Annotated in this window: 12 protein-coding genes; 2 read left to right on the top strand and 10 right to left on the bottom strand. The window is 57.4% G+C overall.

Annotated elements, in window-relative coordinates; genetic code table 11:
- Window positions 1-26: 26 nt before the first annotated feature.
- The 4 genes from clpX to GSQ94_RS00700 form a co-directional block, all read right to left on the bottom strand.
- Window positions 27-1,313 (bottom strand): ATP-dependent Clp protease ATP-binding subunit ClpX, encoded by a 1,287-nt coding sequence (gene clpX, locus GSQ94_RS00715; RefSeq protein WP_158941403.1) that lies wholly within the window; start codon window positions 1,311-1,313, stop codon window positions 27-29.
- A gap of 171 nt (window positions 1,314-1,484) precedes the next feature.
- Window positions 1,485-2,105 carry an ATP-dependent Clp endopeptidase proteolytic subunit ClpP gene (gene clpP, locus GSQ94_RS00710; RefSeq protein ID WP_256369948.1) on the bottom strand — a complete coding sequence of 207 codons (621 nt, stop codon included), beginning with the start codon at window positions 2,103-2,105 and terminating at the stop codon, window positions 1,485-1,487.
- A 15-nt stretch (window positions 2,106-2,120) separates the two neighbouring features.
- Window positions 2,121-3,554, bottom strand: coding sequence for a trigger factor (gene tig / locus GSQ94_RS00705; protein ID WP_254063496.1), 1,434 nt, complete (start codon window positions 3,552-3,554; stop codon window positions 2,121-2,123).
- Window positions 3,555-3,732: 178 nt separating this feature from the next.
- Window positions 3,733-5,067, bottom strand: a complete 1,335-nt coding sequence (locus tag GSQ94_RS00700; protein ID WP_158941402.1) for an aldose 1-epimerase — start codon at window positions 5,065-5,067, stop codon at window positions 3,733-3,735.
- An 87-nt stretch (window positions 5,068-5,154) separates the two neighbouring features.
- Between GSQ94_RS00700 and GSQ94_RS00695 the strand changes: the two genes are divergently transcribed.
- Together GSQ94_RS00695 and GSQ94_RS00690 are read left to right on the top strand one after the other, a co-directional pair.
- On the top strand, window positions 5,155-5,883 hold the full coding sequence (locus GSQ94_RS00695; protein WP_158941401.1) for a uracil-DNA glycosylase: 729 nt from the start codon (window positions 5,155-5,157) through the stop codon (window positions 5,881-5,883).
- A 295-nt stretch (window positions 5,884-6,178) separates the two neighbouring features.
- Window positions 6,179-6,475, top strand: coding sequence for a YtxH domain-containing protein (locus GSQ94_RS00690; protein WP_158941400.1), 297 nt, complete (start codon window positions 6,179-6,181; stop codon window positions 6,473-6,475).
- Between the two features lie 147 nt (window positions 6,476-6,622).
- Here GSQ94_RS00690 and GSQ94_RS00685 read toward each other — a convergent pair whose 3' ends face one another.
- The 6 genes from GSQ94_RS00685 to GSQ94_RS00660 form a co-directional block, all read right to left on the bottom strand.
- Window positions 6,623-9,091, bottom strand: coding sequence for an ATP-dependent Clp protease ATP-binding subunit (locus tag GSQ94_RS00685; RefSeq protein WP_158941399.1), 2,469 nt, complete (start codon window positions 9,089-9,091; stop codon window positions 6,623-6,625).
- Window positions 9,092-9,576: 485 nt separating this feature from the next.
- Window positions 9,577-10,380 carry an ABC transporter ATP-binding protein gene (locus GSQ94_RS00680; RefSeq protein ID WP_254063495.1) on the bottom strand — a complete coding sequence of 268 codons (804 nt, stop codon included), beginning with the start codon at window positions 10,378-10,380 and terminating at the stop codon, window positions 9,577-9,579.
- Complete coding sequence (locus GSQ94_RS00675; RefSeq protein ID WP_158941397.1) at window positions 10,377-10,856, bottom strand: carboxymuconolactone decarboxylase family protein; 480 nt, start codon at window positions 10,854-10,856, stop codon at window positions 10,377-10,379. Before GSQ94_RS00675 ends, GSQ94_RS00680 begins: the two co-directional genes overlap by 4 nt.
- Entirely contained in the window at window positions 10,849-12,141 is a 1,293-nt protein-coding gene (locus tag GSQ94_RS00670) for an FtsX-like permease family protein (RefSeq protein ID WP_158941396.1), read from the bottom strand. Before GSQ94_RS00670 ends, GSQ94_RS00675 begins: the two co-directional genes overlap by 8 nt.
- Window positions 12,142-12,272: 131 nt before the next feature.
- Window positions 12,273-12,920: a trimeric intracellular cation channel family protein gene (locus GSQ94_RS00665; RefSeq protein WP_158941395.1), complete on the bottom strand. Its 648-nt coding sequence runs from the start codon at window positions 12,918-12,920 to the stop codon at window positions 12,273-12,275.
- Window positions 12,920-15,145, bottom strand: coding sequence for a hypothetical protein (locus GSQ94_RS00660; RefSeq protein WP_254063493.1), 2,226 nt, complete (start codon window positions 15,143-15,145; stop codon window positions 12,920-12,922). Before GSQ94_RS00660 ends, GSQ94_RS00665 begins: the two co-directional genes overlap by 1 nt.
- Window positions 15,146-15,174 lie beyond the last annotated feature (29 nt).

The following is a 15,174-nucleotide window of genomic DNA, read 5'->3' as shown; positions in this document are numbered from 1 at the left end:
CAACTCACGTACCAGACGCACCTTCGCTAGCCGGCTTTTTCGAGAAGCATTGGAAGGGTGAGGCTGTGTTTTTTGACCATCTCAGCGGTGATAGAAAGTTCTTTGACCTTCTTATTACCCGGAACGTAATACATCAGATCCAACATCAACTCTTCCAGAATCATCCGCAAACCACGCGCTCCGACCTTGCGATGCAGAGCCTCGCGGGCGATCTCTTTCGCCGCTTCGTCGGTGAAGGTCACCTTGACGCCCTCGTAGTCGAACAGTTTCGTGTACTGCTTGAGAATCGCATTACGAGGCTTGGTGAGAATCTCCACCAAGGCCACTTCGTCCAGCTCGTCGAGAATTCCGAGCACTGGAAGTCGACCGACAAACTCTGGAATGAGCCCATACTTCAGAAGGTCTTGTGGCTCTGCCTGACGCAGCAGCTCCGAATCGCGCTGTGCGCGAATAGGCGTCACGTCACCGTCTTTGGCATCGGGATCAGCAATTGCCTTGAAGCCAAGCGCCTTCTTGCCGATACGCCGTCCAATTACCTTTTCGAGCCCGACAAATGCGCCGCCGCAGATGAAGAGAATATTCGTTGTGTCGACAGCGGTGAACTCCTGATGAGGATGTTTTCGTCCGCCCTGGGGTGGAACATTCGCGACAGTACCTTCCAGCAACTTCAGGAGGGCCTGCTGGACGCCCTCGCCGGAGACGTCGCGCGTAATCGAGGGATTCTCGTCCTTGCGTCCAATCTTGTCGATCTCGTCGATGTAGATGATGCCACTCTGCGCCCGCTGCACATCGCCGTCGGCAGCCTGCAGTAGCTTCAGGATGATGTTCTCGACGTCTTCGCCCACATATCCGGCTTCTGTCAGCGTGGTCGCGTCCACGATCGCGAAGGGAACGTCCAGCATCTTGGCCATCGTCTGCGCCAGCAGCGTCTTACCCGACCCCGTCGGTCCTACCAGCAGAATATTCGACTTCGCAAGCTCCACATCATTGCCGCGCGTCTTATTCATCTGGATGCGCTTGTAGTGGTTATAAACCGCTACGGCGAGCTTCTTCTTGGTCTGGTCCTGTCCGATGACGTACTCATCCAGAAACGCCTTGACCTCCTGCGGTTTAGGCAGGTGAGCCGGCGCAGCGCCGGGCTGGGCCTCGGTGCGATCGTCCTCGAGAATCGAGTTGCACACTGCCACACACTCATCGCAGATGTAGGCCCGCGGATAGTCCGAAGGAGATGAGATCAGCTTGGCAACGGCATCCTGCGATTTATGGCAGAAAGAACAGCGAAGAGATTCGTCTGAGCCCCGTGACGTTTTCATAAATTTCGACTACTCCTGAGTCGTGCGCACAACAAAGTCTTATCTAGCGATTTTACACCTGTTTCAACCTGCAAAGCATGACCCAAGGGTCACGGTGGTACCCCGAAGTAGTCATAGACGCAAAAAGCCCGAACCATCGGTTCGGGCCTTCGCGGCAAAGCTAACGTTTTACTAGGTGCGAGGACGATCGATGATGTCATCGATGATGCCGTATTCCTTCGACTGCGCGGCCGTCATGATAAAGTCGCGCTCCACATCCCGCTCGATCCGTTCCAGCGTCTGGCCCGTGCTGGCGCTCATCAGCTTGTTCGTAATCTCGCGAATTCGCAGGATCTCCCGGGCATGGATGTCGATATCGGTTGCCTGTCCGCTCAAGCCGCCCATCGAAGGCTGGTGGATCAGGATACGGGAGTTGGGAAGAGCGAACCGCTTACCCTTCTTACCCGCCATCAACAGAAATGCGCCCATGCTGGCGGCCTGCCCGATGCAGAAGGTCACCACATCGTTCTTGATGTACTGCATCGTGTCGTAGATCGCCAGTCCAGCGGTAATGGATCCACCCGGCGAGTTGATGTAGAGCTGAATGTCCTTCTCCGGGTCTTCGCCGCTCAGAAACAGCATCTGCGCAATGATTACATTGGCGATGTTGTCATCGATTGGCGTGCCAAGAAAAATGATGTTGTCCCGCAGCAGACGGCTGTAAATGTCGTAGGCGCGTTCGCCCCGGCTCGTCTGCTCGATCACCATCGGTACTAGTCCCATAACACTCTCTTTCTTTCTGTCCGTTAGCAATCCGACAACTTCACCCTACGAAGCCAGCTTCTCGTAGAGCACGCTTCCAGTCTTCTCGCGCCGCATCTGCTCGCGAATCCGGTCCAGCCCGCCATCCTTCGACAGCCTGTCACGAAGCGTCTCCAGTGGCTCACGCGACTGGATCGAGAGGAGCAACAACTCGCGCTCCAGATCCTCTTCGCTCAGCGTGACGCCCTCTACCTCGGCAATGCGGTCGAGGATCATCGAAACCTTCACCTCGTTCACTGCCAGGTCACGCTGCGAGGCACGCAACTGAACGAAGTCCAGCTTGCGCATATCCTCCACCTTCATACCCTGCTGCGCCAAGGCACGGAGACCGCGGTCCAGACGTGCTTCGATCTGTTGCTGGACGAACGCTTCAGGAACAGGGAACTGGAACTTCTCAATAAACTCGCCGAGCATCTTGTCCTTCGCGGCGTTTTCGAGCGCAGTCTTTTTACGGCCTGACGCATGCTCGCGCAGCTTGGTCTCGAACTCATCCCAGCTCTCGTAGTTGCCAAGTTGCTTGGCGAACTCCGCGTCGCGCTCTGGGTAGCTCTTGTGCTTGATCCCCTTCACCGTGACGTCGTAGCTTACGGTTTGACCTGCAAGACGCTGCTCGCCGAAGTCTGCCGGATAGTCCACTTCAAACTTCAGCTCCTGCCCAGGCTTGGCTCCACGCAGGGCTTCATTGAAGGCTGCGAGTGTATTCTTTCCGCCAATCTCGATCAGCACATCCTCTCCACTGATTGGTTCACTGGCCGATGCGCTCTGCACTCCGTCTTCAGTCACGGTCTGGGCCAGATCCTTCACCTCGCCGCGGAACTGGATCTCAGCCCAGTCACCATTGACAAGGGAACGATCTTCCTCCACCGGCTCTACCGTTGCGTGGCCGTCCAGCACGCGCGCCAACTCAGCGGCATACTCATCGTCGGTCAGCGCTGCTTCAGGCTTGGCGACAGAGACGCTGTCGTATCCCGCAACGTCAATTTCAGGAGCGACTTCAAACGCAGCCTTGAACTTGAGCGGCTGGCCATCGTACAGCTGTAGATCCAGCAGCTGTGGCTCGGATACCGGGCGCAGCTTCTGTTCGTCGATTGCCTTGCGGAAACGATCCGAGACCAGGCTCTCCAGAACCTCCTGACGAACTTCCTTGGCAAACTTCGATCGCACCAGCGTCTCCGGAACCTTTCCGGCACGAAATCCTGGAATCCTCGCAAGCTTCTGGTAACGCTTCACCACAGTCTTGAAGCTCTTCGATACCTCATCGGCCCCTACCTCGACTTCAATCTCCCGGGTCAGCTCCGGGTTCAGCGCGGCGGCGTGCTGATGCGTATGCTCATGGTCGTGAGCGTGGTCATGATGCTCATGCTCGTGCGTAGTCGCTACTTCTGGCTGCAGCTCTGCAGTCTCATTTGTCTCTGTCATCTCAGTCGGGGTCAAGTTCATGCCTTCCAAAGTGCGCTTGTGTATGCCGCGTCGCCGCCGGTGCCCTGACGAGCGCGATCCACGCCTCTTCTCTACTGTACGAGTCTTGGAGTGGGAGGGTCAAACCTCAGCTTGCGCTTCTGCCGCTCGGATCCTCCCGGAATGCTTCCCTCTGAAGTTACTTTCAGAAAAGCGAGGCCTAAAGGTGTTCCGGCGAGGTCGGGCTTAAGGAGAAAATCTCCAGTCGAATCTTCCATTGGGTCGACTGTCCCGGCTGCAGGACGACCATTCCGGTGTCTTCGGTCTTCGCCCACTCGTGTCCAAAAGGGTCGTCGTAGTTGAACTGCGGCTGGATCGAAATAAACGACCCATCCAGTGGAGCGTAGACCCGCAAAGCCTTGATGGTAGGCGACGTCGCGGTAATGCGCAGACCATAGCCGCTCTCCGGGTCTCGCAACTCCGCAACCGGTCCATCAGCCATCATGCCGCGTTTCAGCTCGACAAAGCTATCATCTAGGGTCAACCCGCCCAGCCTGGCCCCATTACGGCCGGTAAAGTCGTACTCCGTTCCCGAAACCGGGAGCAGCCGTCCACTAAGCTCGCCGCTGCGGCGATCCTTGACCTCGGCCCGGAGCGCCTCCGGCAGATGCAACATCATTTGCCCGCGATGACCGCTCATGATCGCAAACCTGGGATGCCAGCCAATCCCAATTGGCTCGGCGGTATCCCCGATATTACGAGCGACGATCTTCAACTCGATCGCCCGCCCGCTTAGCTCCACGTTTGTTTCAATTTCGGTCTGCGAGAGCCACCGGCCTCCGAAATTCCCGGGTCGAAAGGTAGCCATGGCCTCGCCCCCATCCGGCATGATGTTTGTACTCACGGAGGTTGAGGGCTCTTTCAGTAGCAGGCCCCCAGCAGCTACGGAGCCGTCGAGCCCGTAGCTATCTCTCGCGCCTGTTGGCAGGCTCAAGCGAAGGCCCTGCCACATCGTAGTCAGGTTCGCTCCATCTGGTGTTCGCGTTCCGAGAATACGGCCCGCCCATGGTACTTCGATCGCTGCGCCCATCGTCAGGCTGTTCTCTCCAGAACTGTCCGCTCCACTGCCGCTCAACTTTTCCTCTGCGTCGTCCAACGAAGGGGAGGCAAGCAGATTTACCTCGCCTCTCTGAGGAAGATAGGCTGAGATCTGAAGCATATTCATTCCGCGTCCCGGAAGCAGGGTAGCTGACAAAAACTCGGGTCCGCTGCCTCCGACCATCTGGGAACGCTGCAGCCGGATGACATCCTGTCCACCCGGACGTATCACAACCTCGCTTTTTGGCTTAGCCCGCAGCTGCTTCTTCAGCATGGCGAACTGTCCTAATCTGTGGGTGCGCCATCCAAAGGCGAGACCCATCAGCAGCAGCGTCAAAATGAGCACTGTCAGCATGCCGGAACGCATGACGGCTGCATGCCATAGACTTCTGCGACGCTTCGCGGCCCACTGTTTCAGGAGCGCCCAATACATCCTGCTGAGTCTTGGATCTTCCAACTTACCGCCTATTCCCGCCTTGATGTACAAAGACCATTCTACTCAGTTGTTTGAGGAACGACCTTTCCTGAGCCTCTCCGTCCCACTATGATTGAGAGAGTGCCATCGTCCAATACTCAGAGTACGGTCCCGCTGCTGCAGCAGATTCGCGAAACCATCATTACTTGTGAGCGCTGTCCGCGGCTCCGCGAATATTGTCGTGGAATAGGCGAGACCAAACGCCGCGCCTATCTTGATCAAACCTACTGGTCTCGCCCCGTCCCAGGCTTCGGTGATCCGCGGGCTCGAATTCTAATCCTTGGTCTTGCACCAGGTGCCCATGGAGCCAACCGTACGGGGCGTCCTTTTACCGGCGACGGTTCCGGCGACTTCATGTATCCGGTGCTGCATGAGCTTGGCCTTGCCAGCAAACCCCGTGCCGTCGCCCGCGACGACGGCCTTAAGCTGCGTCATGCCTGGATCGCCTCTGTTGTGCGTTGCGCTCCGCCTGCCGACAAGCCGCATCCCCAGGAGATTCGCAACTGTGGCACTCATCTCGCACAGGAGATTCAAGCGCTGCCGAGAGTTCGTGTTGTAGTCTGCCTCGGCAAGATAGCCTTCGACGGCTACATGGCCTTTTTGTTGCAGACCGGAGTTATTGCCAAAAAGTCAGACTATCGCTTCTCCTATGGAGCCGAGTACGTCCTGCCCAGTGGCCTGCATTTGCTTGCCACTTATCATCCATCGCTTCGCAACACGAATACCGGACGTTTGAACAAAGTCATGTTCACGCGCATCTTCCTGCGGGCGAGGGAACTGGCTGGTCTGACTGTCTAAAACCGTTTCTTTTCCGCAAACGTATCGAGGGCAAAGAACGCAGGCCCCACAATCATGGCAAGAAACACAAGTGCAATCGCAATATCTTTCATGAGTCACCCCCTTCTCACTCTAGCCTGCAGAGATATCTCGCGGCGACGCAAAAACGGTGCAGGGAACTGATTCGTCACTCTCTCGAGACTCGCTCTCGGTAACTGCTTCAAAACCTTTGCAATAGCAAAAAATAACCAACCAATCTTCTCCCGTGCGAATCCAACTTACCCAGAGAAGCAAAATCTCGCACGAGGTACTTCGAATGAGTGCAAAGAATTATTGGTTTGCCTTCGGCATCGGCGTCACCGCAGGAGCTGCAATTGCTCTCCTCTACGCTCCGCAAACCGGAGTCAAAACCCGCAAGCAGCTTCGCAAGAGGGCGGAGGATGCAGGCGACTACCTGGAAGATGCAGGGAACTACCTTAAAGCGCAGGCAGAGCGTCTTAGCGATGAGACCCAGAAAGCCATAAAGCGCACAAAAGGCCAGGTAGAGTACGCAGTGGATAAGGCGGGCGACGTCGTCAACAGTGCTGTCAAGTCAGCACAATCGCTGGTCTGATTGAATTAGTTTCAAACTGCCTTCTCTCGCATTACAGAAGATCCCGGAACTATCCGGGATCTTCTGCGTTAGGTTGTTGCTTACTCTTCTACAACGGGCAAACGCCCCGGCAAGAGCTGAGGCGTTTGATGTTCTTCCAACACGAATCTAGACGGTGGTTAGTTCAAGTCCAGCCATCTTCTCTTCGCCATCGGCAGCGATCGGTCGATAGAACAGCTTATTGTTTTCCATATAAACCTCGATAAACGCTGGCCGCTCGACGATGCCGCCTCCGATCAGAGCCTCCGACAGAGGATCCTCGACAAACCGCTGCAGCGCCCGACGCAAAGGCCGCGCACCGTAGCTACGATCTCCGGCCGTCTTCTCGATAATCCACTTCTTCGCATCATCGGCAACAGAGATCGTGATCGCCTTGTGCACCAGGTTCACGTTCAACTGCTGCACCAGCAACTCGAGAATCTGCAACAGGTCGCTATCCGACAGCGACGTAAAGATGATGATCTCGTCCAGACGATTGAGGAACTCCGGATTGAACGTCCTCTTAACTTCGCCGCGTACCAGCTCCTCCATCTTGTCTAGCACCATGTCTTCCTTCTCGCTCTGGAAACCTAGCCCCTGCCGCTTCTGCAGATGCTTGGCTCCAATATTGGAGGTCATGATGATGATGCAGTTCTTGTAATCAACCGTGTTTCCGAGTCCGTCTGTCAGCTGCCCATCTTCAAACACCTGCAGCAGCAGGTTGAAGACATCCGGATGCGCCTTTTCGATTTCATCCAACAGAACCACGCTGTAGGGGTTCCGCTTTACACGCTCAGTGAGCTGGCCGCCCTCTTCATAGCCGACATAACCCGGAGGCGAACCGATCAGTTTGCTCACAGAGTGCTTCTCCATGAACTCCGACATATCGAACCGGATCAAAGCCTTCTCGCTGCCGAACAGGAACTGCGCAAGGGTTCGCGCCATCTCCGTCTTACCCACACCGGTAGGTCCAAGGAACAGGAAGCTTCCGATCGGCCGAGCTGGATTCTTAAGCCCTGCACGAGAACGTCGAATAGCCCGCGCCAGCGCCGAGATCGCCTTATCCTGCGAGATCACACGCTTGTGTAGTTCCTCCTCGACGCGCAGTAATCGCTGGGTCTCTTCTTCCTTCAGCGAAGTGATCGGAACGCCCGTCCAGCGGCTCACCACATCCTCAATATCTCCGCGTGTCACGATACCCGCCGAAGAGTCGTCCAGATGATATTTGTCCCGCAGCGCCCGTAGATTCTCTCGCTCCTTGCGCTCCTCATCCGAATAGAACCGAGCCTTCTCGAACTCATGATTCGCGATCGCATTCTCCATCCGGTGCACGATGAACTTGATCCGCTTCTGGACCTCGGTTAGCTCCTCAGGCATCGAGGTCTGCCGCAGCTTCACCCGCGCACCCGCCTCGTCGATGAGATCGATCGCCTTATCGGGCAGGAACCGATCAGGAATATAGCGGCTGGAGTGCGATACCGAAAACGTAATCGCGTCATCGGTATAGCTCACCGCATGGAACTTCTCGTACTTCTCCTTGATCCCCATGATGATCTTGATTGCATCTTCTTCGTTCGGCGGCGGCACTTTGACTGCCTGAAAGCGCCGCTCCAAAGAGCGATCTTTCTCAATTGACTTCCGATATTCCGCAGGGGTGGTCGCGCCGATGCACTGAATCTCGCCGCGGCTCAAAGCCGGCTTCAGAATGTTCGCCGCATCGAGCGAACCCTCGGCCGATCCCGCGCCAACCAAGGTATGGAGTTCGTCGATAAATACGATGGAGTTCTGATTCTCCATCAGCTCCTTCATGATCGTCTTCAACCGCTCTTCAAACTGGCCGCGATACTTCGTTCCCGCAACGATCAGCGAAAGATCCAGCGCCAGCACCCGCTTATCTGCGAGGAAACTTGGCACCTCGCCATCAGCGATCTTCTGCGCCAGCCCTTCCACAATCGCCGTTTTGCCGACGCCCGGCTCGCCAATCAGCACGGGATTGTTCTTCGTTCGCCTGCATAGAATCTGGATGACGCGGTCTACTTCGGTATCGCGCCCAACCAGCGGATCCAGCTGCTGGTCCATTGCCGACTGGGTGAGATCGCGCGAAAACTCCGCCAGCATGCTCTGTTCGCCCCGCTGCCCCTTACTACCGCTTGAAGAGGGTGTCTTCTCCTGCGTTGTACGCTGCAGCTCTTCGCGAATCGCAGGCAGCCGCAAACCACGCTCCTGCAAAATCTCCGCCGCGAAGCACTTCTCCTCACGCAACAGTCCCAAAAGCAGATGCTCAGTTCCGATGTGCTTATGCGATAGCCGTTCAGCCTCTTCCGCCGCATACGCCAGCACGCGCTTGCACTCGTTTGAAAGCGGCAGATCGACCGAGGTTGAAACCTTCTCCCGGATCGTCGTATGCCCTTCAATCTGCTTGCGTATCGACTCTACGGACGCGTGGGACCGCAAAAAGCGGTTCGTCAACGCCTTGTCCTCACGCAACAGCCCGAGCAGCAGATGCTCGGTTTCGATGTAAGGCGACCCAAACTGACTGGCCTCATAGCGAGCAAAAAAGATTACCCGCCGCGCCTTCTCCGTATAGCGTTCGAACATGTTATCCCCTTCAAGCCGGCCACCATCCAACCCGAAGGCCGCATAGCGCCGTTGGTCCCACTGCCGTCCCCGTGCCGCTCACTCCCGGAGACAAATCAGGCTACTTCAACCTACGAAGCATCCATACCACTACTTCTCAGTGTAGTCGTCTGCGCAAGATATTCGAAATCCCTCAAAAGTTATGCATAAACTTAGCACCCTCGTAAGACGTCGCCTGTGCAAAACTAGCACCAAATTAAGTGCAATTACGAGTTCCAAAACCTCCCGTCCCTCAGTACCTGATGAATTGATCAACGAATAGGATTCGGTCTTGGATTGAAGGAGGGAGGTACACTGCAGTTGATCGAACCTCGGATCAACAAAAAAGGAGTCTCTGCGCTAGAGAGCGACACGGCTAACTCTTCTAGTAGTACCTGCGTCGTTCTCTCTAAATCACCCTTAGGAATGCTACTTAGGGAATTGATACCGCATCTCGCAACTCAGCGTCAGCCCACAGGAGACCGGGCATCCACCAGACGACCTTCTTTCAGCTTCAGGATCCGATCGCATCTCTCGGCAAACTCCAGATTGTGTGTCACCAGCACACTCGTAAGCCCATGTGCTGCGTGCAGCCGTTGAATCAAACTGAATACCGCCTCGGCCGTTTTTCCATCGAGATCACCTGTCGGCTCATCTGCCAGCAGCAGTCTGGGTTCAGTTACCAGCGCCCGCGCCAGGCTAACCCTCTGCTGCTCTCCTCCGCTCAACTCCCCGGATCGATGCTCTGCACGGTCGCCAAGCCCCACCTCGCCGAGCCACACCCGCGCCTTCTCCAGTGCCTCGCTTCGCCTCGTCCCGCGAGCCAGCAGAGGCATCGCAACATTCTCCAGCGCAGAAAACTCCGGTAACAGGTAGTGAAACTGCCACACATAACCAACATCCCGGTTGCGATATTCTGCCGCCTGCCTGGGAGTAAACGAACTCAGCCGCGTCTCTCCGCACCAAACCTCGCCCGCAGTCGGTGTATCCAACGCCGCCAGCAGATGAAGCAGGGAGCTCTTTCCCGCGCCGCTCTCTCCTACGATCGCGACCATCTCGCCTGAATGCACCTTCAGGTCCAGCCCGCGAAACAACTCCAACGCCGGCCGCGCCGAACCTTTGCTCGAAGAGCCACTCCCCGTGGTGACAGCTGCATACATCTTGGTAAGCCCCACCGCACGCATCACCACTGTCCGTTCCATCACCACTGGCAGCGGCTCCAGCGTTCCTTCATTCTCAAACCTGACATCGCCCTCATCCGGATCTATCAACCCTTCACCTCGTTCGCTTGGGTCGAGCTTCCATGGCCCGGATATCTGCCCAGCGATATCGCAATTCGGTTCCATGCGTTGATCGTCGTAATCGTCAGCGTAAGATTTACCGTTTCAACCTCGCTGAAGTGCGCCCTCACCTCGTCATAGACAGCATCCGGAGCATGCCCGTCTTGAATATTCGTTACGGCCTCGGTCCAGGCCAACGCGGCCCGCTCGCGCTTTGTGTAGGCCTCAGACGCCCGCCAGTCGCCAACGCCCGCAATCCGCTCCGCCGTCTCGTTCAACTTCTTCAACTCCCCTGAATGCAGCTGAATGCAATATTCACAGCCATTCATCAGCGAAGCCCTCAACCGTACGAACCCCAGCAGCGTAGCTTCCAGTCCCGTCTCTGTGTTCAGGTAGTGCTCGAGTGCAGTCATCTTCGCCAAGCCATTCGGCACCAATTGTCCGTACTTCAACCTCGGGTTATTCATATCGCAACGCCTCCGCCGGCAGTACCTTCGCCGCGCTCCCACTTGGATAGATCGTAGCAATCAGACTTACACCCAACGAAACTGCTGCAACAATCACTGCATCCCAAACTCGCGGGGCGAACGGCAGATAATCAATCGAATAAACCGACGCATCCAGCCGAATAAACCTATAGTGCCCACCTAGCCAACTCAGACCATACCCAAGAATCAACCCCAGCACCGTGCCAATCACCGAGATCAGCAACCCCTGCATCAGAAAGATTCGTCGCACCTGATCCGCCCTCACCCCAAAGCTCATCAGCACGGCAATATCTCGCGTCTTCTCCATCACCATCATGGTTAGCGCAATCAGAATATTCAGCGCAGCCACGCAAACAATCAGCGCAAGAATGATGAACGTCACGATCTGCTCCAGCTTCAAAGCGCGAAACAGCTCGCGATTCTGTTCCATCCAATTCGTCGTCTGAAACCCCTTGCCCGCCGCATCTTCAATCGCCCTCCCCACACGATCCGCATGGTAAAGATCGTCCACCTTGAAGCTGATCACCGAGATCAGATCCGGCTCGCTGAAGAGTCTCTGCGCATCCACTAAGCGGAGAAATGCGTAGCTTGAGTCGTACTGGTAGAAGCCCGACCTGAAGATTCCCGCCACTTGAAACCGCTCATACTTCGGCACCAACCCTAGCGGCGTCAACTCCCCCTGCGGGCTGGTCACCAGCACCCCATCCCCAACCTTCGCGCCCAGCGACTCCGCCATATCCTGTCCAATGACGATTGGGGGAATCTCTCGCGCCACACCCATTCCGCAATCGTTCTGCGCACTCGCTCCCTCCGCACAGGGAGACGTGACCGCAGTCGCTGGCTCCAACGCCTCGGCCGAACCCTGCACGACGCTCTGCAACAGATCTCCCACGGTCTTCTCGTCTGCAGGAATCACGCCTTTTATCAGGCCACCGCCACTTCGTGCGCCCTTCGAGATCAACACTTGACCGTACAATCCCGGGGCAGCCGCCACCACATGCGGCACCTCGCGCAGGCGCGCCAACAGAGGGCGCCAGTCGCGTATCCCATCGCCCGCCACGCGCATCAGGTCCACATGCGAGCTCGAACCTACCAGCCGCTCCTGCAGGTCCCTCCGCATCCCATTTGTGATTGCAAGCGCGATGATGAGCGAAGCCACTCCCGCCGCCACGCCGATCACCGAGATAGCCGTGATTACTCCCACCACAGCCTGCCGCCGCTTCGCCCGCAGATAACGCGCCGCAATAAAAAATTCAAATCGCATCGAGTTCCAGCTTACTATCGCCAAAGCCGAGCAACGCGAGGCCCAACGCCTCTCACCCGCCTCAACAAGGTATACGCGTCACGAAGTGACCGCCCGCCGCGCAGGCGACCCATCCGGCAGCACACGCGGCCTCAATGTCCGACAACCTTCGGCAGATTCCAGTGCCGCCACGCCGCCACCATCCGCAGCACAAAGCAGGCTCCAGCCCCAAGACTCATCGCCAATCCTCGCGGCAACTTCACTTTCAATCCCATCACCACCACCGCCGCCCCCGCCAGCGCTGCCGCCGCATACACATCCGAGTGCAGTACACCCGGCACCTGCGCCAGCAGTACATCCCGCACTGTCCCGCCGCCCGCACCGGTCACCGCTCCCAATATGATCGCAAGCAGCGGCGTGATCCCGAACTCCAGCGCCTTACCCACACCTGCAACCGCAAACAGAGCCAGCCCCGCCGCGTCGAGCGTGATCATCAAATGCACCGGCACCCTCTGGATCAAAGGATGAAAGAAAAACACAGCGCCCCCACCTGCGAATGCCGTCGCGCCATACCTCCAGTCACGAATACTGTTTGGCGGAATCGCTCCAATCAATAGATCGCGAATCGTCCCTCCACCAAGAGCAGTTACAAACGACAGCACCAGCAGGCCAAACACATCCAGCCCCGCATACATCCCCGCCAGCGCCCCCTCCACCGCAAACACAAAGGTCCCCACTAGGTCCACCGCCAGCAGCACCACATCCTGTCCGTATTCGGGGAACCAGTCGCGCACCGCCATTACCGCACCACCGCCTTTACCGCGATGACGTTTTCATAACGGTCATAAACTCTCACAGCCAGCACATGCTCCTTCGCATCACTCACTGGAGTAGTCGTCGCTGGCACCGCCACCGTAAAGTCATATCGCTCCGAAAGCGAATCCGAAACCTTCCCAACCGGCTCCAGATACTGCCACGGTCCCGCGTCAATCGAGTACTCCGCATGCGCGATCGGCGAAGTAGCATCCCTCGCCTCCAGCGTCGCATGAATCAAGATAGAGTTCACCTGCACAGAACCCACCCACTCCATCCGTTTGATCGCCTCCGCCGTCAATACCCCCGGCATAGGCGGCGTTGTATCCACCACAAACACTTCGCTCGACCGCTCTCCTGTCAGCGCTTCCGCATCCGTGTGTACCGGAGCATCACTCGCTACGACCTTCACTTCGTAACTACCATCCGGTAGCAGCGCCGAATCGAAGCTGTAGACCTTCTCGGAGAGCTTGTCCTTCAGTAATCGCCAGTTCGCCTCGCCGACGCCGCGATACCACACCGCGTACATCAGGTCATCGCCGTTGTCGTCATGGGCCATCCATCGAACCGTTACCGCAGTCTTATCCTTCTGCGCCGTGAGAGGAGCAGAACCAGCATCGGCGGAAAAGACAGGAGTCGCTCCGGCAGCAGGGAAGGCCACCTGCACCGTCGCATTGGCGGCAACCGGAGTCGCTGGCGTCACCCGAGCGCCGGGCTGCACCACTACCTCCTCGACCACTGGCGCGACATTTCTCTGCAGATAATTCAGCGCTACCGCATCCAGGCTTCCGTTGTCTCGAAGCAATGCCTTCCACTGCACAAAGCGACCGGGCGGAACGGTAAAACTTCCGTCCGCCGCCACGCGTCTCCACTCGCTCCATCCCATAACAGGGCTTTCAACGTTTCCGCTCCGCACAGATAGCTCGAACCCTACCGCTGTGCCAGCTCTTACCTCTGCACGTCCCCATTGCGAGAAGCTCTGCGCATCGAATACATCACTCGTATAGGTAGCCGCAGTCGCAACCACATCTGCCAACCGAAACACCTTTCCACTGTTGCTGGTTGCGATCAGCAGACTATCCTTCACCGAGGCGAATGCCATTCCCTGCGAAGCCTCCAGGTGCGCTATATCGGTAAACCTGCCATCGCCATTGGTCTCCACACGATAGATGCGCCCGCGATTTCCAGTTGCCGCCAGCAGCTTCCCATTCTGCATCGTGAGCGCGTACACCACGTCATCCTTCAGCGTCAGCAACTTCTGCGGGGAACCATCCGGCGCTATCTTATAGATCTCCGAGCCATCCGGCACCAGCGTATTCTGTCCCGCCGCCGTAGATGAGCCTGGCTGCACAAACGTGATCGTCACGCCCACGCCACCGGTTACTGGCAAGGGCGGCAGCGTCGAACGCCCCTTCGTTCCAACTCCGGCGGCATACACGTTGCCTGCCGCATCCATCGCCAGAGCCGTAATCTCCCGCCGAGCCGCAGCATACGCGGCAAACGGCTTCGCCCCTACCGTTCCCGTTGCGAAGCGATACACCACGCCCGATCCGTCCGACCCCGCCCAAAGCGTTCCGTCCGTACTCAACAGCAGGCAACGAATATGTTGATCCGCCGTCCTGAACAGCACCTCTGCCTTTCCACCTCCGGCAGGCACTCGATACACCACCGCCGGAGCCCCTGCTGCTACGTAGATCTCCCCAGCCTTCCCGACAGCCAGATCCCAGAGGTACTTCGGCTTCTCCTCCGTCATCGCAGGATCGAAGACGACTGCCGCCGCTCCACCACCCTGCGGAATACGATAGACCTTCCCATCGGGAGAGGTAGCCGCGAGGAGGGTTCCATCTGGTGCAACTCTCACTGCCTGCACCGCAAGCTCCTTGCCAGCAAAGATCTGCGAGGCTTTTCCGTCCGGCGTGACCTTCATCACCAACGCCGCCCCGGCGGCTGTCCCACCCAGCCCCACATACCCGTTCCCACTGGTATCGCTCGCTATCGACCATGCATAGCTCTTACCGGTCTCGTAGAGCAATGAACTCGCCGGTCCCGCCTCCAGGCGTCCATCGCTGCGAATGGCCACACCCTCCGAGGTGCCTTTTTCCATCTCGTCGTAGCGTTCCACGCTCCACAGCTTCGTACCCTGTGCGCTCGCCCACGCGGACAGAAGGGTAGCCCCCACCACCAAACCTGTAACCAACACTCGTCGCATCATTCTGACTTTGAGTCTAAAGCACCTTTCTG

Source organism: Granulicella sp. S190 (assembly GCF_009766095.1).
GTDB lineage: Bacteria > Acidobacteriota > Terriglobia > Terriglobales > Acidobacteriaceae > Edaphobacter.
The sequence above is the reverse complement of the archived record's forward strand: the minus strand, read 5'-3'. Positions and strand labels throughout refer to the sequence as shown.

What these genes read in the sequence shown, in the direction of transcription:
- clpX (WP_158941403.1), bottom strand. Translation starts at nt 1,313, where the DNA reads ATGAAAACGTCACGGGGCTCAGACGAATCTCTTCGCTGTTCTTTCTGC.
- tig (WP_254063496.1), bottom strand. Translation starts at nt 3,554, where the DNA reads ATGAACTTGACCCCGACTGAGATGACAGAGACAAATGAGACTGCAGAG.
- GSQ94_RS00695 (WP_158941401.1), top strand. Translation starts at nt 5,155, where the DNA reads ATGATTGAGAGAGTGCCATCGTCCAATACTCAGAGTACGGTCCCGCTG.
- GSQ94_RS00690 (WP_158941400.1), top strand. Translation starts at nt 6,179, where the DNA reads ATGAGTGCAAAGAATTATTGGTTTGCCTTCGGCATCGGCGTCACCGCA.
- GSQ94_RS00685 (WP_158941399.1), bottom strand. Translation starts at nt 9,091, where the DNA reads ATGTTCGAACGCTATACGGAGAAGGCGCGGCGGGTAATCTTTTTTGCT.
- GSQ94_RS00675 (WP_158941397.1), bottom strand. Translation starts at nt 10,856, where the DNA reads ATGAATAACCCGAGGTTGAAGTACGGACAATTGGTGCCGAATGGCTTG.
- GSQ94_RS00670 (WP_158941396.1), bottom strand. Translation starts at nt 12,141, where the DNA reads ATGCGATTTGAATTTTTTATTGCGGCGCGTTATCTGCGGGCGAAGCGG.
- GSQ94_RS00665 (WP_158941395.1), bottom strand. Translation starts at nt 12,920, where the DNA reads ATGGCGGTGCGCGACTGGTTCCCCGAATACGGACAGGATGTGGTGCTG.
- GSQ94_RS00660 (WP_254063493.1), bottom strand. Translation starts at nt 15,145, where the DNA reads ATGATGCGACGAGTGTTGGTTACAGGTTTGGTGGTGGGGGCTACCCTT.